20 protein-coding genes are annotated in these 20,671 nt (G+C 62.4%); 9 read left to right on the top strand and 11 right to left on the bottom strand.

Annotation, left to right across the window (positions count from 1 at the left end; genetic code table 11):
• Positions 1 to 54: 54 nt before the first annotated feature.
• Genes tssC through PQR67_RS18760 form a run of 3 tightly spaced genes read right to left on the bottom strand, consistent with a single transcriptional unit; the run spans position 55 to position 2,833 of the window.
• A complete protein-coding gene (gene tssC / locus PQR67_RS18770; RefSeq protein WP_408457269.1) occupies positions 55 to 1,545 on the bottom strand; it encodes a type VI secretion system contractile sheath large subunit in 1,491 nt (496 codons plus the stop codon).
• A gap of 18 nt (positions 1,546 to 1,563) precedes the next feature.
• Positions 1,564 to 2,112: a type VI secretion system contractile sheath small subunit gene (tssB, locus tag PQR67_RS18765; RefSeq protein ID WP_408462302.1), complete on the bottom strand. Its 549-nt coding sequence runs from the start codon at positions 2,110 to 2,112 to the stop codon at positions 1,564 to 1,566.
• 37 nt (positions 2,113 to 2,149) lie between these two features.
• On the bottom strand, positions 2,150 to 2,833 hold the full coding sequence (locus PQR67_RS18760; RefSeq protein WP_408462299.1) for a tetratricopeptide repeat protein: 684 nt from the start codon (positions 2,831 to 2,833) through the stop codon (positions 2,150 to 2,152).
• Between the two features lie 363 nt (positions 2,834 to 3,196).
• Here PQR67_RS18760 and tssJ point away from each other — a divergent pair, with 363 nt between their 5' ends.
• From tssJ to icmH, 3 genes are all read left to right on the top strand, one after another.
• Positions 3,197 to 3,823: a type VI secretion system lipoprotein TssJ gene (gene tssJ / locus PQR67_RS18755; RefSeq protein ID WP_408462552.1), complete on the top strand. Its 627-nt coding sequence runs from the start codon at positions 3,197 to 3,199 to the stop codon at positions 3,821 to 3,823.
• A 108-nt stretch (positions 3,824 to 3,931) separates the two neighbouring features.
• Positions 3,932 to 5,278, top strand: coding sequence for a type VI secretion system baseplate subunit TssK (gene tssK, locus PQR67_RS18750; RefSeq protein WP_408462296.1), 1,347 nt, complete (start codon positions 3,932 to 3,934; stop codon positions 5,276 to 5,278).
• A complete protein-coding gene (gene icmH, locus PQR67_RS18745; protein ID WP_408462293.1) occupies positions 5,275 to 6,054 on the top strand; it encodes a type IVB secretion system protein IcmH/DotU in 780 nt (259 codons plus the stop codon). Before tssK ends, icmH begins: the two co-directional genes overlap by 4 nt.
• 133 nt (positions 6,055 to 6,187) lie before the next feature.
• On the opposite strand, the gene zwf is transcribed toward icmH, so the two are convergent.
• The 4 genes from zwf to PQR67_RS18725 form a co-directional block, all read right to left on the bottom strand.
• Positions 6,188 to 7,669: a glucose-6-phosphate dehydrogenase gene (gene zwf, locus PQR67_RS18740; protein WP_408462290.1), complete on the bottom strand. Its 1,482-nt coding sequence runs from the start codon at positions 7,667 to 7,669 to the stop codon at positions 6,188 to 6,190.
• 204 nt (positions 7,670 to 7,873) lie between these two features.
• Positions 7,874 to 8,818, bottom strand: coding sequence for a bifunctional Delta(1)-pyrroline-2-carboxylate/Delta(1)-piperideine-2-carboxylate reductase (lhpI, locus tag PQR67_RS18735; protein WP_408462287.1), 945 nt, complete (start codon positions 8,816 to 8,818; stop codon positions 7,874 to 7,876).
• Between the two features lie 147 nt (positions 8,819 to 8,965).
• Positions 8,966 to 9,232, bottom strand: a complete 267-nt coding sequence (locus PQR67_RS18730; RefSeq protein WP_408462284.1) for a hypothetical protein — start codon at positions 9,230 to 9,232, stop codon at positions 8,966 to 8,968.
• A gap of 58 nt (positions 9,233 to 9,290) precedes the next feature.
• Complete coding sequence (locus PQR67_RS18725) at positions 9,291 to 9,959, bottom strand: cysteine peptidase family C39 domain-containing protein (RefSeq protein ID WP_408462281.1); 669 nt, start codon at positions 9,957 to 9,959, stop codon at positions 9,291 to 9,293.
• Positions 9,960 to 10,178: 219 nt separating this feature from the next.
• Here PQR67_RS18725 and PQR67_RS18720 point away from each other — a divergent pair, with 219 nt between their 5' ends.
• The 3 genes from PQR67_RS18720 to PQR67_RS18710 all read left to right on the top strand — a co-directional run bounded on the left by PQR67_RS18720 (position 10,179) and on the right by PQR67_RS18710 (position 12,941).
• Positions 10,179 to 10,433: a helix-turn-helix domain-containing protein gene (locus tag PQR67_RS18720; protein ID WP_408462279.1), complete on the top strand. Its 255-nt coding sequence runs from the start codon at positions 10,179 to 10,181 to the stop codon at positions 10,431 to 10,433.
• 2 nt (positions 10,434 to 10,435) lie between these two features.
• The gene (locus tag PQR67_RS18715; protein ID WP_408462276.1) at positions 10,436 to 11,776 is read left to right on the top strand and encodes a type II toxin-antitoxin system HipA family toxin; all 1,341 of its coding nucleotides are present in this window, start codon (positions 10,436 to 10,438) and stop codon (positions 11,774 to 11,776) included.
• A 310-nt stretch (positions 11,777 to 12,086) separates the two neighbouring features.
• Positions 12,087 to 12,941, top strand: coding sequence for a helix-turn-helix domain-containing protein (locus tag PQR67_RS18710; protein WP_408462273.1), 855 nt, complete (start codon positions 12,087 to 12,089; stop codon positions 12,939 to 12,941).
• Between the two features lie 72 nt (positions 12,942 to 13,013).
• Here PQR67_RS18710 and PQR67_RS18705 read toward each other — a convergent pair whose 3' ends face one another.
• Positions 13,014 to 14,891 carry an ATP-binding response regulator gene (locus PQR67_RS18705; protein WP_408462270.1) on the bottom strand — a complete coding sequence of 626 codons (1,878 nt, stop codon included), beginning with the start codon at positions 14,889 to 14,891 and terminating at the stop codon, positions 13,014 to 13,016.
• Complete coding sequence (locus tag PQR67_RS18700; protein ID WP_408462267.1) at positions 14,861 to 15,397, bottom strand: putative pterin-binding protein; 537 nt, start codon at positions 15,395 to 15,397, stop codon at positions 14,861 to 14,863. The genes PQR67_RS18705 and PQR67_RS18700 overlap by 31 nt, the downstream gene beginning before the upstream one ends.
• Before the next feature lie 292 nt (positions 15,398 to 15,689).
• On the opposite strand from PQR67_RS18700, the gene PQR67_RS18695 reads away from it, so the two are divergent.
• Positions 15,690 to 16,637, top strand: a complete 948-nt coding sequence (locus tag PQR67_RS18695) for a phosphoribosyltransferase (protein ID WP_408462264.1) — start codon at positions 15,690 to 15,692, stop codon at positions 16,635 to 16,637.
• Between the two features lie 19 nt (positions 16,638 to 16,656).
• Here PQR67_RS18695 and PQR67_RS18690 read toward each other — a convergent pair whose 3' ends face one another.
• Entirely contained in the window at positions 16,657 to 18,360 is a 1,704-nt protein-coding gene (locus PQR67_RS18690) for an ATP-binding domain-containing protein (RefSeq protein ID WP_408462261.1), read from the bottom strand.
• Between the two features lie 151 nt (positions 18,361 to 18,511).
• On the opposite strand from PQR67_RS18690, the gene PQR67_RS18685 reads away from it, so the two are divergent.
• Together PQR67_RS18685 and PQR67_RS18680 are read left to right on the top strand one after the other, a co-directional pair.
• Positions 18,512 to 19,138 (top strand): glutathione S-transferase family protein, encoded by a 627-nt coding sequence (locus PQR67_RS18685; protein ID WP_408462258.1) that lies wholly within the window; start codon positions 18,512 to 18,514, stop codon positions 19,136 to 19,138.
• A 111-nt stretch (positions 19,139 to 19,249) separates the two neighbouring features.
• On the top strand, positions 19,250 to 19,828 hold the full coding sequence (locus PQR67_RS18680) for a Fur family transcriptional regulator (RefSeq protein ID WP_408462255.1): 579 nt from the start codon (positions 19,250 to 19,252) through the stop codon (positions 19,826 to 19,828).
• Positions 19,829 to 19,961: 133 nt separating this feature from the next.
• On the opposite strand, the gene PQR67_RS18675 is transcribed toward PQR67_RS18680, so the two are convergent.
• Positions 19,962 to 20,474 carry a response regulator gene (locus PQR67_RS18675; protein WP_408462252.1) on the bottom strand — a complete coding sequence of 171 codons (513 nt, stop codon included), beginning with the start codon at positions 20,472 to 20,474 and terminating at the stop codon, positions 19,962 to 19,964.
• Positions 20,475 to 20,671 lie beyond the last annotated feature (197 nt).

Below are 20,671 nucleotides of genomic sequence, written 5' to 3'. Positions count from 1 at the left end.
AGAGGTGGTTTTAACAGCTAACCCGTGCGGCCGGCACGGGTTTTCTGACTTGGTTTATGAATTTGCCGGTTTCGGCAGGTCGGCGACAAGCCGCAACGAGATCGACAGCTCATCCAGTTGAAAGTGCGGGCGCAGGAACGCGACCGAACGATACGAACCAGGCTTACCCGGAATCTCCGAGACCTGTATCGACGCCTCACGCAGCGGGAACTGCGCTTTCTGCTCCTGAGTTGCGTTGTCGTCCAGCAGCACGTACTGCGAGATCCAACGGTTCAGGAATACTTCGACGTTCTGTGCCGATGCGAAGCTGCCGATCTTGTCGCGCATCATCGCCTTCAGGTAGTGCGCCACGCGCGACACCGAGAAGATGTACTGCAACTGCGCGGACAGCACGGCGTTCGCATTCGCGCTATCGGTACTGTATTTCTTGGGTTTTTGCACCGATTGCGCGGCGAAGAACGCGGCGTAATCCGAATTCTTGCAGTGCACGAGCGGAATGAAACCCAGGTCGCTCAGTTCCTTTTCGCGGCGATCGGTAATCGCGATTTCCGTCGGGCATTTCAGCGCGACTTCGCCGTCGTCGGTCTTGAACGTGTGGGTGGGCAGGTCTTCTACCAGACCGCCGCCTTCCACGCCGCGAATCGCCGCGCACCAGCCGAAGTCGTCGAATGCGGCTGTCAGGCGGGCGGCAAAGGCCCACGCTGCGTTACACCACAGGTATTTGCTGTGATCGGTGCCATCCACGTCTTCAACGAAGTTGAAGCCTTCCGCGGTGGCGCCGTCTTTCGGATTAAAAGGCAGGCGGCCGAGAAAACGCGGCAAGGTCAGACCGACATAACGCGAGTCTTCGGAATCGCGGAACGACTTCCACTTCGCGTATTCGACGGTATCGAACACCTTGCCGAGGTCGCGCGGCTTGCCAAGATCGGCAAACGTTTCGAGCCCCATCAGTTCAGGCGACGCCGATGCAATAAACGGTGCGTGTGCCGCAGCCGCGACATGCGCCATCTGTTCGATGAAGTACACGTCTTCAGGCTGACGCGTCACTTCGAAGTCGCCAATGATCGTGCCGAACGGTGCACCGCCGAAAGTACCGAACTCTTCCTCATAAACCTTCTTGAAGAGCGCGCTTTGATCGAATTCAATCGCGTTCTTGAAGTCGCGCACGAGGTCGCGCTTCGGCGCGTGCAGCGCCTTGATCTTGACCGTGGAGCCGGTATTGCTTTCCTTGCACAGATAGTCGAGACCGCGCCACGTGCTTTCCATGCGCTGGAATTGCGGCGCATGCATCACCGCGCTCAGTTGCGCGGAGATCAGACGGTCGAGTTCCGCGACGCGCGCGTCGATGGTGGCCGACAGGTTGTCGGACACCACCACCGTACCGTCGAGCACCTGGTGTACAAGTTCGCCGATCAGGTCTTTCGCGCGCGCATGTTCCGACTCGGATTTGGCCACGCGGCTTTTCTCGACGATTTCGTCGAGCAGCGTGGATTCCGTGCCGCTCTGCGCGGTGGCGAGTTGGGCTGCTGCCGTTTGCTGATTCATCTCACACCCCGTGCGTACTTATTCGCCCTGCTTGTCGTGATCCGGCGCGCCGGCGTGCTGGTCTGCTGCGTTGCCCTGGTCTTTCGCCAGCGTCTGCAACTGCTGCGTGTTGTTGAGCACTTCGCTCAACAGGTCTTCGAGTTTGTCGTTGCCGGCCAGCTTGTTGCGCAGATCGGCCAGCTTCGAGCGTGCGTCGAGCAGACGGCGCAGCGGTTCGATCTGCGCGACCACCTCATCCGGATTGAAATCGGCCATCGACTTGAAACGCAGATCGACGGCAAATTTTCCACCCGCTTCGCTCAGGCGGTTTTCCACCTGAAACGCGGCGCGCGGCTCGATCGCTTTCATCACGTCGTCAAAATTGTCACGATCGATGTTGACGAACTTGCGATCTCGCAGCTTCGGCTGTTCGACTTCGGACTGCCCCGCCAGATCGGCAACCACGCCGACGACGAACGGCAGTTCCTTCACCTCGATCGCATCGCCGCGCTCAACCTCGTACGTCAGTTGAACGCGCGGCGGCCGCACTTTTTGCAAACGTTTTTGAATACTTTCTTTCTTCGCCATCGTCGGCTCCCGAATGCAGATAGATCAGGCGTGTGGATCAGCGCAGCGCGCTGAACGGATCGGACGCGCCGCCACTTTGGGCAGCTTTGGCGGGTGCGGCAGGCGCCGGTGCCGGGGCGGCGGGAGCTGCCGCCGTGGCGGCCGGGGCCGCGGCGCCGGGGGTTGCTTCCGGCGTATCCGTGGTCTTGCCCTTGGCGACGTGGCGAATGATGCGCTTCTTCTTCACGACAGGCTTGTCGTTCGGATCAGGCGGGAACAACGTGGCTTCGCCGAGCGTGTCGCGCAACTGTTTGGCGAGCGCTTGCGCGTCCGACTTCGCATCACCCGCGAGCGACGCGTCCTGACGCAGCTCGCCGAGCGACTGCGTGGCCACGCGCAGACCGGCTACAGCCAGCACGCTCTTTGCCTGACGATCGGTCTGATCGCGCTGCAGCGCTTCTTGCGCGGCGACAATAGCCTGACCGTAATGACCCTGCGTGAACTGGATCTGCGCAATGCGCGACCACGGTTCCTCACGCGTCGGATCGGATTTGGCCAGTTGCTGGTAAAGCGAGATGGCGCGGTCCTGATCACCACCCTTCGCGACGGTGTCCGCGTCCGCGAGTTGCTTATTAAAAGCCTCCGGTGTGGTCGCTGTGTTGTTGCCCTGTGTCGCGCAACCGGCAATCACGCCGCATGCCAACACTACCCCAGATAATTTTACTAACAGACGCTGATTCATCGTTTTTCACCGACGTGCGATTTTTTTAATTCAAGGAGAAACCGAGTTTTGCTTTGCTTCAACTGCGCGGGTATAGTACAGGCCAATTTTCGATAATTCAACTTTCGTGTGAAGAAGCATTGCACAAAAAAAATGCATGTGGATGATTTAAACGAAACATGCAGAAATTGTTTCCTGATGCAATAGCGGAAAAGTGAGAAGCGGAAAAAATTTCCGTGTGTGAGGCAAGCGAACGCGTGAGTGCGCAAGCGCAATGCGCTTTGCATCAAGTTGCATTACACGGTAAAGCGTGACTGCAAATTTACCGGATTGATTTCGTTATTGATGTTTTGACGGGGGACGGCGCCGAGCCGGTCGATGTATATGAATTCGCGTCTTGTTCGCTATGCATCGCTATTGATTGCAAGCGCCGCCATGTGCGCGCTGCTGGGCGGCTGCGCAGCCGCCGTGCCGGCGCTGGGAGCCGCTGCCAACGCGGTGTTGCAGGCGAGCGGCCTAGGCAAGCCCGACGTACCGGACGCGCAAAAGCCGCCACGTAATGTCGGCCTCACGTTATATGCCGCACAGAATCTCAATGCCGCCAATGACCAGCGCCCATTGGCGCTGGTCGTGCGGCTTTACGTGCTGAAAGACCCCACTTCATTCCAGCAGGCGCCATTCGACGCCTTTACCGATCCGGCCAAGGAAAAGACCGTACTGGGCGGCGATCTGCTGGGCGTGCGCGAAGTGACGCTGATCCCCGGTCAACGTTACGTCGTTACCGAAAAAGTCTCGCGTGAAGCACAGGCATTCGGTATCGTCGCGCTATTTCGCGACCCGGCCATGCAGCGTTGGAAATTCGCCTTCGACCCGGCGAAGTCGGAGAAATCCGGCATAATGATCGGCCTGCATAACTGCGCAATGACGGTGACTAACGGCACTGTCATCCCGCCTGAACAGGGATTGCCGGCCCAACCGCTGAATATGCTTTCTTCGGTAAGTTGTGGTTAAAGATGCCGTGCATATACGATTTAACATTTTTTAGAGAATTAACAATGCGGCGCTCGAATCGGTTATCTCCGGGCGCGCCACACGCTGAACGCATATAACAGGTTTGAGATGAGTTATTCCGCAAAAGTGCTTTGGGGGGAAGGCCTGTTTCTGAGGCCGCAGCATTTTCAGCGTCAGGACGCCTATCACGAGGCGCGCCTGTTCGAATCGATCCAGGCGATCCAGCCATACAACTGGGGCGTGCGCTCGGCGCGCCTGGACCGCGATGCGCTCGGCAGCAACGTGCTGCGCGTGAGCGAACTCTCGCTGGTGTTTCCGGACGGGGCGCTCTACTCCGCGCCGCAAGCCGACGACCTGCCGCCGCCGATTGCGCTCGACACGCTGCCCGACGGCATCAATGAATTCACGTTTTATCTGGCGCTGCATCCGCTGCGCGAAACCGGCGCGAACTATTCGCAGGATAGCAACGCGGGTTTCGTGTCGCGTTACGTCAGCGAGCAAACGCCGGTAGCCGATCATTTCACGGACGCCGCCGAAGCGGACATCACGTTCCTGAAAACCAGCGTCAAACTCATTGCGCATAGCGAACCGCGCGACCAGTTGCTGTCGGTGCCGCTTGCGCGCGTGCGCCGCACCGCCACCTCGGGTTTCGAAATCGACGACACGTTCGTGCCGCCCTGCCTCGCGATCGACGCTTCACCGATTCTGCATCAACGGCTGCGTCAGCTGATCGACGCGCTGCAGGCCAAGGTCAACGCGCTGTATGGCTTTCACCGCGAGCCGACCAAGAACATCATCGAGTTCCGTTCGGGCGACATCGCTTCGTTCTGGCTGCTGCACACCGCGAGCGCCGCGTTTGCCTCGCTGGCGCATCTGTACCAGCATTCGGCACTGCACCCGGAACGTCTGTTTCAGGAATTGCTGCGCCTGGCCGGCCAATTGATGACATTTTCAAAGGGCTATGCCTTGTCCGATCTGCCGGCTTACCGGCACGACGATCCGGGCCCCGGCTTTGCGCGCCTCGACACGATCCTGCGCGATCTGCTCGAAACCGTGATCTCCACGCGCTACTTCGCGATCGCGCTCGAAGAAGTGCGTCCGTCGTTCCATGCGGGCCGCCTCGACTCGGGCAAGATCGACGACAAGACCCAGTTCTACATCGCCGTCTCCGCGGACATGCCGACCGCCGAACTCGTCGAGGCCGTACCGGCCCGCTTCAAGGTCGGCGCACCGGACGACGTCGACAAACTGGTGCTCTCGGCCATGCCGGGCGTGCGCCTCGTCTACACGCCGCAGGTGCCGCCGGCCATTCCAGTGCGTCCGGGCGCGTGCTACTTCTCGTGCGAATCGCGCGGGGCATTGTATGACCGCATGTTGCAGGCCCAATCGGCAATGATCTACGCGCCGTCGGGCATCAACGATCTTCAACTCGAACTGATCGCCGTCACATCATGAGCTACGCGCCTTCCCTGTTTGGCGGCAGCACGCCTGCCGCGCCGCCCGCCCCCATGACCGAGCCGAGCTACCAGGTCCGCTCGCTGCTCGACCTGCTATACGACGGCTTCTTCATGCTGTTTTTGCTGAAGAACGGCCGCGAGCCCGGCGACGCAAACGAGTTCAGCCAGCGGATCCAGCAGTTTCTCGGTGACTTCGAGCGCGGCGCAAAAAAACTCAATGCGTCGGCGGAAGATGTCTACGCATCCAAGTTTGCGTTCTGCGCGGCCATCGACGAATCGGTGTTGTCGTCGACATTCAAGATCCGCACGGAGTGGGAACGGCGCCCGTTGCAACTGGTGCTATTCGGCGAGCAACTGGCAGGCGAGAAATTCTTCCAGTATCTGGAGGAATGCCGCGCGCAGGGTGCCGCGCGTTTGCAGTCGCTCGAAGTGTTCCATATGTGTCTGCTGCTCGGTTTTCAGGGCAAGTATCTGCTCGAAGGACCGGAGAAGCTCGCCTACCTGACCGCGCGCATCGGCGACGAAATCGCGCATATGAAGGGCAAGCGCGCACCGTTCGCGCCGCATTGGCCGCTGCCGGATCAGGTCGCTCACCGCCTCAAGCGCGAGGTGCCGTTGTGGTCGATCGGCGCGGTATTCGCGCTGGTCGGTCTGCTCGCTTATCTCGGCCTGAACACCTATCTGCGCGATCAGACGTTGCGCACGCTCGCGCCGTATTCGCAGGTGGTCAAGCTCGGCCCGCAATCGGCCACGTTGACGATTTCGTTGCCATAAATCAGGGCGGGTCGCAGAACGGGTCACTGAATTATTCGCATCTAACAAAAAAGGCGGCCCGCAAAAACGGGCCGCCTTTTTTCAATCCGGTACTTCAAAGCGCCGACGTGCCGCCGACGCTTCACCCCTGCGCTTACTGCGATTCCTCCGCCCACACGGCGTTTTCACGCGCCATCAGTGCCGTCGACGCAGCCGGTCCGAACGTGCCGGCCGTATAGCCGCGCGGCTTGTCGCCCGACTTGGCCCAGCCTTCCAGAATCGGCTCGGCCCACGCCCATGCCGCTTCGAGTTCGTCGCGGCGCATGAAGTGCGTGAGGCGTCCGCGAATGACGTCGATCAGCAGACGCTCGTACGCTTCCGCGCGACGCTCGGTGAAAGCCTGCTGCAGATCCAGGTTCAGATTGACCGGCAGCATGTGCATGCCGCTGCCGGGTTCCTTCGCGAGCATCTGCAACTGGATCGATTCTTCCGGCTGCAACTGGATCACGAGACGGTTGCCGTAGTTGCGCCCACCGCTTGGAATGATCGAGAACGGCAATTCGGAAAACTCGATAACAATTTCCGACACCTTCTTCTGCATGCGCTTGCCCGTGCGCAGGTAGAACGGCACATTGGCCCAGCGCCAGTTGTTGATATGCGCGCGCAACGCGACGAACGTCTCAGCACGGCTGCCCGGCGGCACGTTGTCTTCCTCCAGGTAGCCCTTCACCGGCTCGCCTGCCACCGCGCCGGCCGTGTACTGACCGCGCACGGTATCGCGAGCGATATCCTCGGGTGTCATGGGGCGCAGCGAGCGCAGCACCTTGAGCTTTTCGTCACGCACGGCGTCCGGATCGAGCGACACCGGGGGCTCCATCGCCACGATGCACAGCAGTTGCAGCAAGTGGTTCTGCACCATGTCGCGCAACGCGCCGGTCTTGTCGTAGAAGCCCGCGCGGCTGCCTACGCCGACCTCTTCGGCCACCGTGATCTGCACGCGCTTGATATACGGCGCTTGCCACAGCGGACCGAAAATCGCATTGCCGAAGCGCAGCACCATCAGGTTCTGCACGGTTTCCTTGCCGAGGTAGTGGTCGATCCGGTAGATCTGCGCTTCGCTGAAATGCTTGCCGACCGCCGTGTTGATCTCCTGCGCGGACGCCAGATCGTGGCCCAGCGGTTTTTCGAGCACAACGCGCGAGTTCTCGTCGATCAATCCGGCTGCCGAAAGGTTGTCGCAAATGTTCGTGAACAGATCCGGCGAGGTCGCGAGATAGAACACGCGCCGCACGCCTTCGCGCGACGTCTGCTTCAGGCGCTGGTAGTCCTCGATCGAATCGACGTCCATGCGCACGTACTCGAACAGCGCCAGAAATTTATCCCAGGCGGCAGCGTCGAACGCCTTCTTTTCGATGAAGGGCTTCGCCTTCGCTTCCATGAATTCGGTGATGTACTCCTCACGCGACCACGGCTTGCGGCCAATCGTGAGAATGCGGGTATCCGGCGGCAGATTGCAGTGCAAATGCGCCATGTAGAGCGCGGGCAGCAGCTTGCGAAATGACAGGTCGCCGGTGCCGCCGAAGATGATCATGTCGAGCGGCAGGTCGGGAGTAGCTGAAGCGTGTTGGATCGTCATAGCGCGGTCGCAGCGTCGTGATAGGCGTCAAGTCAATGGACAAAGGGGCAAAAAGGCGCCGGCGGCCGGCGCCTTTTTTCTGGCAAACGCCTATGGTGCAACGTTTTGAGATTGTTTGCACGGCAACATGTGCCGCAGGTTGGCGCAAGATGCCAACCGGGTCCTGCCAACCGCCATGCGCCGGGCCCGGCAAACGGTCTGCAATCAGCCGCCCGACAAGGCTTCGCGTGCTACCCGGCAGGCCGCCAGATCCCACGCTGCGCAGCCGACACTTTTAAAAACAATCGGCTGTCCGGACGGCAACCAGGTGGCGTTCTCCACCACGGCGGCAATTCCGCCGACCTGCGCCCAATCGACGCCGGCCTGAATGAAATCACCGGCTTCGTGCCGCGCGCCGGCTTCGTCGTCGACGAACAGTGCGCTGCCCGCGATCGTGCGCGCGCCGATCTCGACCATGGCCGGCGTGAACGCGCCTACGCCGATCACGAGCCGGTTCGCGCGTGCCGCTTCGTCGTAGACGGCCTGCCTGCTGGTGGTCAGCGCGATCACCACGTCGATCGAGGCGGGGATAGCCGCGTCAGGGTCGGCCAGCGGCTGCAGTTCGCGCACCTTGCCGCCCTGGGCACGATGGGCGGCACAGAACGCCGCGGCCCGCGCCGGGGCACTGCCCTTCACCCACACGCGCGCGTCGGGGAACAGTTCGCCAATCGCTTCCAGATGGTTCGCTGCCTGCGTGCCGGTGCCGATCAGCAGGAATTCGCGCGGCCTCGCCGGCGCGAAAGTGCGCGCGCCGAGCATCGACATCGCCGCCGTGCGACGCCCGGTCACCGTCGGGCCGTCGAGGATGAAAAGTGTCTCGCCGGTGTCGGCGTCGAAGGTCATCACCTGGCCGTGAATCGTTGGGATGCCGCGCGGCCCATTGCTCGCGCATACGTTGACCAGCTTGTGGATCGCGAGATCGGAAGCGGTGGCCGGCATCGACAGCATGATGCCGCCTTCGTTGAGCGGCACGACGAGCCGCTCAGGACTCGCGATGCGTTGCTGCGCGTAGTCGATGCTCGCGCGCTTCAACGCGTCGACGAGCGACGCGTACGGAATCAGCCGCGCGGTGGCGGCGGCGTCGAAAATCTGCATGGTCGGGCGGGTCATGAGCGGGCTTTCCCAGTCCTGGCAAGTTGGTAGGTTCGATTCAGCGCAGCAGAAAACCATAAGTCGGCGGATCGCGTTCGTCGGCGATCCAGTTTGCAAAACCAGTCACATGCCCGTCGCCTTCGATCTCCGGGATCACCGCCGGGTTCACTGCGAAGCGGCGTTAGCCTTGGCGTCGTCTTTCTTGCCGCCCTTGAACATCGCGCGGCACGCCGGACTGAGTTCGTCGACATGTTGCTTCATGCAGGCGGTTATTTTTTCCCTGTTCGGAATTTCAGCGGCGCAGAAATGCATCGCGTCGCCTCGACAGGCTTTGGCCTGGTCGTCCCTGGTGGCTGCGTTGGCTGCGTTCGCCGCGCTGAAGGCGCTGAGCGCGGTAAGGGCGGCGGCGAGCAAGGCGAAGGTTCGATTCATGACGCGTTCCAGTATCGCTAAGGTCGGTGTAAAGCTCCTCAGCAGAAAACGGGCCCGATCAGTGCGCTCGCGTAGGGCTTGTCTGCTGCCCTGGTTGGCGCACGCTGCGAGTGAGCGTCATGCCGCGCCCTGCGTAGAAGCGCGCCATCGTTGCGAACGGCAGGTACACATCCGCCTGGTGAGGCGCTATGCCCGATGGATTATGAAACCATACGCCATCGCGATCGCGTCCGTGCAGCAGGATCAGATGTCCGCCCTGATGCTGATTCGGCCGCTCCGGATAGCGGATCTCGGGGCTCACGGAGGCGATCGCCAGCGTATCGCCGTCGATGCGCACGGCGATCTGTTCGAGCGACGCCTGCGGCAACACGTCGACCTGGATGCCGAATGCCTCGCCGACCCAATCGGCGAACGGCCGGTAGATCAGACCGTCGACGCCGCCGTCATCGCGCAGCCGGTACACGCCGTGGTGCAACGCTTCATCGAGCAGCGCGGCGCGCGGGACGTGTTCGATGCCCCAATAGTCGAGCGCGGATTCGAGGCAGGTCAGACCGCACAGGCGCCTGGCCCAGAAACGGTAACGCTCCGGGTCGGCGAAACCGCTGCGTTGCCAGTGTGGGTCGTCGCACGGGTCGGCCTGGTGTTCGACGATGTGGCGCACCCAGTCGGGGCTGCCCCATTGCGTGTAGTACGGCACGTCGGTGTGGCGCAGGGTCGATGAGTTCATGAGTCGCACGGAGTCGGTAGAAGATGTTTTCACCGCATGCTACACGGCCATCCCGGCAGGAATACAGGCGGAAATACAGGCAGATGGAATTTATTCGTCACACAGATATTTGTTGTTTATTCGCCAGACAGATATTTGCCGAATATGCGTCACACGAATATTTGACAAATATTCGTGTGACGCATAAAGTGCATTTATTCGTCTTGCGGATAATTCGCCATGATCCACCTCATTGCCGCACCAAACCAGATGGCCCAACTGCTCGCGGCCGGTCGGCGCCAGGCCGGCCTCACCCAGGCTGACGCCGCCGCGCGCATCGGCGTCAGCCAAAGCCGCATCTCGGCGCTCGAGACCGACGCCACCGCCCTCACTCTCGCACAATTGCTGGCGCTGTGCGGCGCCTACGGCCTGCAATTGCAGGTGCGCGACAAGAACCAGCCGGTGCCTGAGCCGGCGCCTTTGGTCGAGTGGTAAGCATGGGCCGCCAGACGCATTCACGGGCACTTTCGGTGTGGGCCAACGGCGGGCGCGTCGGCGTCTGGCGCCTGCCCACCCGCGGCCCCATGGAGTTCGCTTACGACCCGGCATGGATTGCCTCGTCCGCAGCGCGGCCCCTTTCGCTCTCGCTGCCGTTCGCACCGGGCAACGTGGCGCACAAAGGGCCTCGAGTGCTCAACTATTTCGACAACCTGCTGCCCGATAGCGAGGCGATCAGAAAGCGCATCGCCCAGCGCTACCAGACCGATACGCTCGATGCGTTCGACCTGCTGCAAGCCATCGGCCGCGATTGCGTGGGCGCCGTCCAGTTGCTGGCCGAAGACGACGCACCGGCCAGCGTCGATCGCATCGATGGCACACCGCTCTCCGACAGCGAGATCGAGGCCATGCTGGCGCGCACCGTCAGCAATCCGATCCTCGGCACGCGTGACGATACGGACGATTTCCGCATCTCGCTCGCCGGCGCGCAGGAGAAAACCGCGCTGCTGTGGCACGACGGCAAATGGCAACGCCCGCATGGCGCCACCCCCACCACGCATATCTTCAAGCTGCCGCTCGGGCTGGTCGGCAACAAACTCGCCGACCTCAGCACCTCGGTCGAAAACGAATGGCTGTGTCTGCGGATCCTGCGAGCCTATGGCCTGCCGGTGGCGAGCACCGAGATCGTGACCTTCGGCAGGCAGCGGGTGCTGAGCGTCGAACGCTTCGACCGGCAACTGCATTCGGGCGGGCAATGGCTGCTGCGCCTGCCGCAGGAAGATTTCTGCCAGGTGTACGGTGTGCCGTCGCATCGCAAGTATGAAAACCAGGGGGGCCCGGGCGTGCTGGACCTCGCGCGAATTCTCCAGCAATCGGTGTCGGCGCAGCAGGACATCGAGACGCTGCTGGCAAGCCAGATCCTGTTCTGGATGCTGGCGGCGCCGGACGGCCACGCCAAGAACTTCAGCATTCGCCTGTTGGCGGGCGGCCAGTACCGTCTCACACCGCTTTACGACGTGATGTCCATCTGGCCGGTGGAAGGCAACGGCCTGAATCAATGGTCGTGGTTCAAGGCCAAACTCGCCATGGCAATGTGGTCGCGCAGCAAACACGACGCCTTCCGCGAAGTACAGCGGCGCCACTTCAACGCAATGGCGCTGCGGTGCTCGTACGGCGCGAGCGCGGAACCGTTGATCCAGCGTCTGATCGAACAGACGCCCGACGTTATCGCGCGGGTCTCGGCCGAATTGCCCGAGCGGTTTCCGGGCAAGGTCGCCGAGCGGATTTTCAAAGGCCTGAAAAACTCGGCCGCCAGGCTCGACGCCATGCCGCCAGCATAGGCTCACAGCGGTAATACCCCACCCGGTGATATTTCTTTACAGATATCGTGCGATTTCATCGGTAAAATAGACTGACTTGATGCCAAAAGCATAAACAGACTGCCGAATTTTTCCGTTTTCACTCCCGAGCTGACACACCCGGCAGCGGTCATACAAAAACGGGCCGCGATAGTTTTTACGGTACATTTGCTGTCCCCCTGCGTTGCCGCGTCAACGCGCATCCTCTGCGCATTCATGCGCATGGCCGCGCTGAGCGGGCCGCATCGCACGCCCTACAGCCACCTTTCAAGAAGGCAGATTCTCACGCAGTATGACCAACGAAACACACTCACCTGACGCCATCGCAGTTGCCGAGCGCGTGCGCGAGTTGATGAGCCGGCATGGAATCGGCAAACGCCAGCAAACCACCGAGCTATGCCGCATCCTCGATCTGAGTTTTTCGCAGGGACACCGCAAGCTGCGCGGCAACAGCCCATGGACCCTGTCGCAGATCAAGAAGGTTGCCGAGGTGTTCGGCGAACCTGCCGCTCAGCTATTCGGCGCACAGTCGCTCGATCCGGGCATGGTCGGCGCCATCGCCCAGGAAGCGGTGTTCAGCATCGGTGCGATCGAACTGGCCTGCACCGCATGGGTCGGCGCCGCGCTCGAACCGGGCAGCCGCCCTGAATTCGTGGCGTACCCGAAGCTCGGCCAGTGGCGCGTCGCGCGTCACGACGGCACGCTTTACCAAAGCGCGTACGAAGTCCACAAGATCGAGATCTATCCGCGCCGCGCAGAAACCGACAAGCCGACCATCGCCGTGGTGGACGACGATCAGGCCTCCGCCGACAACCTGCGCGAATATCTCGAACGCAGCGGTTTCGCGGCAGTGGCGATCTACGGCCTCGCCGCATTCGCCGAGCAACTGCAAACCCAGGTCTTCGACGGCGTCGTGATCGACTGGCTATTCGGCTCGCAGACCTCGGCCGGGGCGATCCGCGCGGTGCGGGCGTCGGAAAATCCGGATGCGCCGATTTTCGTGCTGACCGGCGAACTGCTGACCGGCAAAGCCAGCGAATCGGAGATCAGCCAGGTGATCCGCAATTACGACGTCGCGTGCTATGAAAAGCCCGCGCGTATGGCAATCCTGGTCGCCGATCTGTCCAAACGTCTGAACCGGCCCTGATTTGCCGGCAAGCAGCTGAAGGTGTGTGCTCAGGTTGAGCCCTCCTCCCTCTGTGTCTTGCCACGTATTACGTCACACCGTATGCCGCGAAGCCAAAGCACGCTGCAACGCACTGCGCAGTTCCTCGTAATGTACCGGCTTTAATAACGCATCGAAAAACGGCTGCGAACCCGCTTCCCCTGTTTCCCCTGCCGCGCCACCCATATTTTCCGCATGACTCGCACTCGCCGCTTCCGGCGCGTACGCGCTCACCACGATCACCGGAACACCCGCCGACGGCCCCCCGCGTGCCGCGAAATCCGCGAGGAACGTATAACCGTCGCGATCCGGCATATGCAGATCGAGCAGCACCACGTCACAGCGATGCGCGTCGAGCCACGCGAGCGCATCGTCGGCATTGGAGACAGCGTGCGCGTCGAAATCCATATGCGCGATCATTTCGCTGAGCGATTCGCGAATCAGCCGGTTGTCGTCGACAATCAGCACGCACGGGCGCGCGCCGCCCGGGTCGGCATGTGCCGCCACGCCGGACGGCGCGCTTGCCGCGACGGGTGTGACCGGAATCGTCACCGTAAAGGTGGTGCCCTTGCCCACCGTGCTCGCCACCTCGACGGTGCCGCCGAACAGTCGCACCAGCCCCTGCACGATCGTGAGTCCCATCCCCGCGCCCTCGAAGCGGCGCGTGCGCGACGCATCGAGCTGCGTGAACTCCTGGAAGATCAGTGGAATCTGCGCATGCGGCACGCCCGGCCCCGTATCGCTGACGACGAAGATCAGCAGCGCCGGCCGCTGCCTCAGTTGCACGCGTACCGTGCCGGTTTCGGTGTAGCGGATCGCATTGGTGACCAGGTTGTTGACGATCTGGCGAATGCGATGGGGATCGGAATCGACAAGGCCACTCATGCCGCTCACTTCGCTTTCCAGCGTGAGGCCGCGCGCGGCGGCCGACATGGCGTGTTCGTCGACGATCGAAGCCAGCAGTTCGCGCGGCTCGAAATGCTCATGACGCAACTCGAGCTTGCCGGCGCCGAGGCGCGCGTAGTCGGTCAGGTCCTTCATCTGTGCTTCCAGATGCCGCCCTGCCGTTTCGAGCCGCTGGATAACCTTGCGATCGGCCTCGGAGTGATAGTTGAAACCGAGCAACTCGATCGACGACACGATCGCATGCAAGGGCGTGCGCAGTTCGTGGCTGATCATGCCGAGAAACGCATCTTTCGCGAGACTCGCCTCGCGCGCCGCGCGGCTCGCCTGATGCTCCGCTTCGAGCGCCGCATGCTGCTGACGCATCAGGCGCGTGCGGCGCCGGCCATTGAACACCAGCAGCGTGGTCGCGGCCGCCGAGAGCAACAGCAGCAACAGGCCACCCGCGAACAGCATGCGGCGCTTGTCGATGAAATCGCGGTTCATCGCCTCACGGTCGGCCACGTCGGCGAACCGGCGGCTCAACGCGAGATCGTTGACCTCGTTCCAATGCTGGCGCAACTCCTCGACGATCTGATTGGCGCGGCTGCGGTCCTTCGGCAACGCGTCGACCTCAGGCTGAATGCCGTCCAGCAAATGATCGATCGACTGGATCTCGTCCATTTGCCGCTGCAGCAGCGCGAGCTGCGTGGTCAGCCTGCGTGTCGAACCGGCCATCACATGCAGCTTCGATTGCAGCAACTGATAGCGCAGCATGAGCCGCGAATAGTCGTCGTCGACACCGGACTGATACAGCAGCAACTGATTCTCGAAACGGGCGTAGGCGATCTGCAGTTGCGCGGCGTCCCAATAGAAACCGTCGTACTGTCCGGTCAGCGGCTCGGTCGCACGCGGATTGAGCAGGTTCGCGTACAACAGATAGCCGATTGCGCCGGCCGGCGCCGCGAGCGCGGTCAGCCAGATCAGCACATAGAGGACACGACGCCAGGGGCGGCGCGTTATTTGACGATGAGTGCCTTGATCTGCCATACGAATTTCGAGTCGCCCGCCGCACCCGTGAGTTCATCGGGGAATGCGTCGCGCGGATAGATAAGAAACAGCGGCCCGAAGTCGCTGATCTTCAGGCGCCGGCCGTTCATGCTGTACGCAACGACCACGCCGTAGCGCGCGCTGTCCGACACCGGAACGGTGTACGTATAGTCGTCGAGCGTATGGATCTCGACGGCGCTGCCGGATGCGCCGACTATCTTCAGGATATCCGCCAGCAGCGGTCCTGTGAAGGTGGAACGCGGGGTCCAGGTGGTGGCGGTCGTAATCGAATGGACCGGTAGCGCCAGCAGTTGCGCCTCAGTGAAGTGATACGACGTGTGCGCCGCGTCGTTGGTCTTGCTGATTTTGCCCGTGACGTCGAGCGACAGCGGCAACGACGCCGCCTGTGCCTGGGCCTGCATGCTCCACACGGCGAAAGCGAGGAATAGACCCAGCCCCCACCATGCGCTCCTGTACCCACCGTTGCTGCCACTCACCTTGGTCATTTGCCTGGCTTTTCCATCGTTTGTTATTTTCCCGGGCGGCTCCGCGCAGCGCCGGCTCAACCTGCCAGCAAACCTGCGAATCTTCACCCTTTTTTCCCGCCCGCGACGATGGTTCTTGCGACGCCCCGCCCGGCGACGCGCGTCACCCCGACGCGCGATCTTTGATCCGCATGCATAATATCGCCAAAATTCTTCGTCTCAAAAACGGGAGCCTGCCGCCGCGCTGCGCCGCGCGCCGCTCCCCGTCTACGGGACACTCGCCCTACGCGCGCAACGCGACGCCCTGAGAGTCATGAACAAGCCGGTTTTGCCCCTGACGTACGAACAGCTCGATCACTGGATCGAATCGCTGCAACCCGCCTTGCTGGCGGAGCGGTTCACGATGGCGATCGGCATTCTGCGCGGCGGCGCGCCGCTTGCGCTGATGGTTTCGCATGCGGTCGGCACGCCGGTCGCCTTTCTGCGTTACGACCGCCAGTCGCGCAAGGTCGCCTGGGATTCGACGCTGCCGATCCCGCCCGCCGGTTCGAAAGTGCTGCTGTGCGAAGACATCGCGGGGCGCGGCTTTACGCTGACCGATTGCATCGCCTTCCTTCAGCAACATGGCCTCGACGTCAGGACACTGACCGGCGCGGTCGACGATTTGAGCCGCACGCAACCCGATTACGCGATCGACGCCCGCGGCTACTTCGCGCTGTTTCCGTGGGAGCGCCAGGCTTACACCGAGCGTTATCGCGAAGACTGGGAGCGCGTTGAAACGGGCGCCGCGCCCGCCATGGCCGACGATCACGAATACACCACCTACGCAATCGATCTCGACGGCATTCTGCTACCCGACGTGCCGCTCGCGCGCTACGACGAGGATCTCGACGCGGCGCTCACCGAACGCGACGCACTGCTGCCGTTCGAGGTGCTGCCGGGCATCGATCTGCAACGCGTGCGTACGATCATCACCGGCCGGCCGGAAGCGGATCGCGCGCGCACCGAGGCGTGGCTCGCGCGGCATGGCTTCGGTCATATGCAACTGGTGATGCGCACGCCCGGCACGCACGACGAAAGTCCCGCCGGCGCTGCCGCTCACAAGGCTGCCGCCGCATTGCGCGGCGGCGTCACGCATTTTGTCGAAAGCGATCCGGTGCAAGCGTTGCTGATCGCGCAGCAGGCGCCGTTGCTGCGCGTGATCTGGTGGGACGCGCTCACGCAAACTGGCATGCTGGTCGGCGCGCGCGCGTGGACCTGATGGCGCGCCGGCGCTTCTCTCACACTTCTTTTGCTTCTTTCACCTCTTTCGCTTCCCTGAGCTCTCTGCCTTCGCGCAGATGCAGATGCCGCGCGGCCCGCTGCGAGGCGACGATGATCAGCTTCATCGTCGCGCGCGTGGCGCCGACGAACAGCTTGCGAGCAATACGCTCATCGAACGATTCGAAGTCGACTTCGGTGAGAATCACGCACGGCGCCGCTTGCCCCTTGAAGCGATAGATCGACTCGAATAGCACGTCCCCTTCGCGGTACGCCGGGTTGCCGAACAGATCGTACTTGCCCGTAAAACTGCGCAACCGGTGTGGGCCGAGATGGTCCTGTGCGGTCATGGCCGAGCCTTCGCGGCCGCGAAACGAGAGCACCGCAATATCCTGCTTGCGAAAGCCAAGCGACAACGCCTGCGTGATCGCCCGCTTGGTGGCTTCGATGCTGCCTTCGGCGGCATTCGCTTCGTCGTAGACGGAGAGCGAAATATCGGAGCCGTCAAACGGACTACCCGACGCCAGACCCGCCGCGACCGGCACCGAAGCGCCGACCACGTCGCGCACATAGTCGAGAATGTCGCGCGGACTGCGGTAGTTGGTCGTTTCCTTCAGCGTGGTCCAGCCGGACAACTCAACCGGCTCGCGCATATACAGATTCTGCAGCGGGTCTTCGAGCCACCACCACGCGGCGCCCGGCCGCAACAGGCGCTCGAGCGCGGCCACCCACGGCTGCTGGAAATCCTGCCCTTCGTCGACGATCAGCACGTCGAATTGCCAGCGCGCGTCGATCGGCGTTTCGGCGAAAGTCGTTTCAAGCTGGTTGAACACGTCGCCGGACTGGAAATCCGGTTCGCGGCCCGCGTCGCGCGCGACCCAGTCGCATAGCTGATGATAGTTCGCCACCTTCGCCTCGGGCGGTGCGACCCGCGCGATGTGATCCGCGAGCGGCCGGTTGAAACACACATACAAAGGCCGCTGCCCGCGCGCCACCGCGTCTTTCATCACCTGCACCGCCAGTTGCGTTTTACCGGAGCCTGCCGTGCCGATCACGCGCAGCCGGAACGGCGCAAACTCGAGCCGCCGCGCCCAGCTCGCGAGGCCACCCGCGAGGCGCGTCACGAGCGTGCCGGCCTGGCCGACCAACGCGCTGGCGTCGGGCGTAAGCGCGAGTTCGTCGGCGAAAAAGTGGTGGATTTTCGGGGCGCAAGCGAGGCGCGTTTCGTCGGCCGGCAAGGCTTCGCGAATGATCGCGGCAAGCCGGTCTTTACGCGTCGCATCGACGATCCGCGCGGGATTCACGCCGGCAATCGCGGCGTCCTTGACGATGTGGTCCGGGCAATACAGCAGTTCTTCGATGAAATAGGTGCCCGCGCCGAAGGCCGCGGTGAAGCGCCGGTGCAGCGCTTCGACGGTGTGCGCGAGCGCGATCGCCACGTTGCGCTCCGTCTGGAGATAGACCTTGACGAGACCCTTCGGCGTTTCGCGCAGGAAACCGGTTTTCTGTTCGACGATCATCACGCGCCCGGCCGGGCTGACGATCACGAAATCGGCCTCGCCGAATACCGAAAAGTTCTGGTTCAGGCGGGTCCAATGCACGCCGTGATAGACGGTGTAGCCGTCAGGCAGCGTTTGTTCCAGTAACGCGAGGGTTTCGCGTTCGCGTGCCGCCGCGCCGGTGGCGGCGAGGCTCTTCCAGTCGTCGGGGACAATGCGGGCCATGCGGTGCCTCGTCGTATTCGGAAGCGCCCATTGTACGCAACGCCTACGCGTTGCCGGCGCGCAAACCTGCCCGCATCGTGTATCGTTACTGGCTGAACGCCGCGCGTCCTGCGCGGCTTGCCAATTGCCAATGTCAAAAAGGATTTACCGGATGATTACGATCTGGGGACGCGCCAACTCGGTCAACGTACAGAAAGTCTTGTGGTGTTGCGACGAACTGGTGCTGCCGTACGAACGCATCGACGCGGGATTGCAATTCGGCCGCAACAACGAGCCTGACTATCTGGCAATGAACCCGACCGGCAAGATTCCGACGCTGGTCGACGACGACTTCGTGCTGTGGGAATCGAACTCGATCCTGCGCTATCTGGTGCTGCAATACGGCGAATCGAGCCTGCTGTATCCGTCCGAGCCGAAACTGCGCGCAAGTATCGACCGCTGGCTCGACTGGTCGCTCACCACGCTGCAACCCACGGAAAAGCCGGTGTTCTGGGCCCTCGTGCGCACGCCCGCCGACCAGCGCGACGCTGCCAGACTTATCACCGACATCGGCGCGGTCACGTTGCTGTGGCGCCTGCTGGATAACCATCTGCAAGGCCGCTTCTTCCTCGAAGGCGAGAAATTCACGCTCGCCGATATCGTGATCGGTGCGTACGCGAAACGCTGGTTCGGGCTGGACGGCGTCGAACGTCCCCCGCTGCCGAATCTGGAACGCTGGTATTCGCGGATTGCGACGCGCGCGGGCTTCAGGAAATACATCGATTTTCCGCTGACCTAGACCGGCCGGCGACCATCCCGCGGGCCCGTGCCTCGCGGCGGCGCCTGGCCTGGACCGGCAGGCGCACCGCACGCCGGCACAGCGAAGCACAATGGCCTTTATAATCGACGCATGAAGACCGCCAAGCCCGCCGCGACCGCCGAAAAAGCCACCCTTGCCGCATCCGCTCATCATCATGAGCCGGGGCACACGCATGGCGACCACGGTGCATCGCAGGAAGCCGCCCTGACTCTCGCGGAAGAATATTGCCGCGAACGCGGCGAGAAACTCACGCCAATCCGCCGTAAAGTGCTCGAATTGCTGTTAAATTCCGGGCGCGCCACCAAGGCGTATTCGTTGCTGGACGATATGCGCCAGATCCACCCCGGCTCGGCGCCGCCCACGGTTTATCGGGCGCTCGATTTTCTGCTCTCCGCAGGGCTCGTCCACCGCATCGAATCGATCAATGCGTTCACCGTCTGCCACGACCTCACACAGTGCCAGCACGGCATTCTGGTGGTCTGCCAGCAATGCGGCAACGTCACCGAACTGCATCAGCCTAAACTGCGTCAGGCACTCGTCGCACAAATCGAAGACGCAGGCTACCGCCTCGCCAGCGACGAGATCGAATTGAAAGGACTGTGTTCCGCCTGTCAGGCAGTGGAGGCGGCCAATGCCGGTGCCGCAGCACCAGTCGCCGCCGCGAAATAGCGGAAACGAGCAGCACCGGCGGCAGGCGGATTTGTCACCTGACTGCACAGTTTGTCGCCGCGCGAAAACCTGCCGCCGAAGATCCGGCGGCATGGCCAGCAACCGGCCACCCGCCACGCGCTCCCGAGATCGATCAACCCGCCGCGCGAGCGTGGATCGCGTCGTGCAACAGGGTCACGAGGTCTTCCGGCAACGCCGGCTTGGTCATGAAATGCTGGAAGCCTTCGCCGATGCTGCGCAAGCGGTAAGCATCGTCGGTATGGCCCGTGAGCGCCACGGCCACGGAAGGCGCATGGTCGCCGCGAATTTCGTGATCGCGCAGCCGCTGGATCAGGTAAAAACCGTCCATAGCCGGCAATTCCAGGTCGCACACCACGGCATCAGGCGAAAGCCGCAGCGCCGCCTCGACACCCGCTTCCGCATCCGCCACCGCGACGACATGCGCCCCTTCCGCCTCGAGTAGCAAGGTCAGCGATTCCCGGCTGTCCGGGTCGTCTTCGACGAGCACGATCGTGGCCTGATCGAGTCTCAATGCTCCGTTCATGTTCTGTTGTTGCTCAATAAAACCGGTTAGGCCGTTAGATGCGGCCGACGTATCGTCCTGCTGTGTGCCGCCGATTTTCGCGGCTGCGGTATTGCTGTCCATGGCTCCGACTCGATTTCGCGCGTCGAGTTGCATCCAGGCCCGCGATTGTAAAACGTGAGCTGAGCGCAACGCGTGCGCACGGTAACGCGCCAAAATTGCACGCCGATGAAAAAAGCACCCTCGACACCCCTGCTCCGGCAGATAGATGCCGATACCCGATTCGCCGTGGCCGCTGGTGCCAACCCGTGTGCACCGCG

Source organism: Paraburkholderia fungorum, assembly GCF_046026025.1.
In the GTDB taxonomy this organism is placed as follows: Bacteria; Pseudomonadota; Gammaproteobacteria; order Burkholderiales; family Burkholderiaceae; genus Paraburkholderia; species Paraburkholderia fungorum_E.
This window is presented reverse-complemented; position numbering and strand designations above follow the sequence as displayed.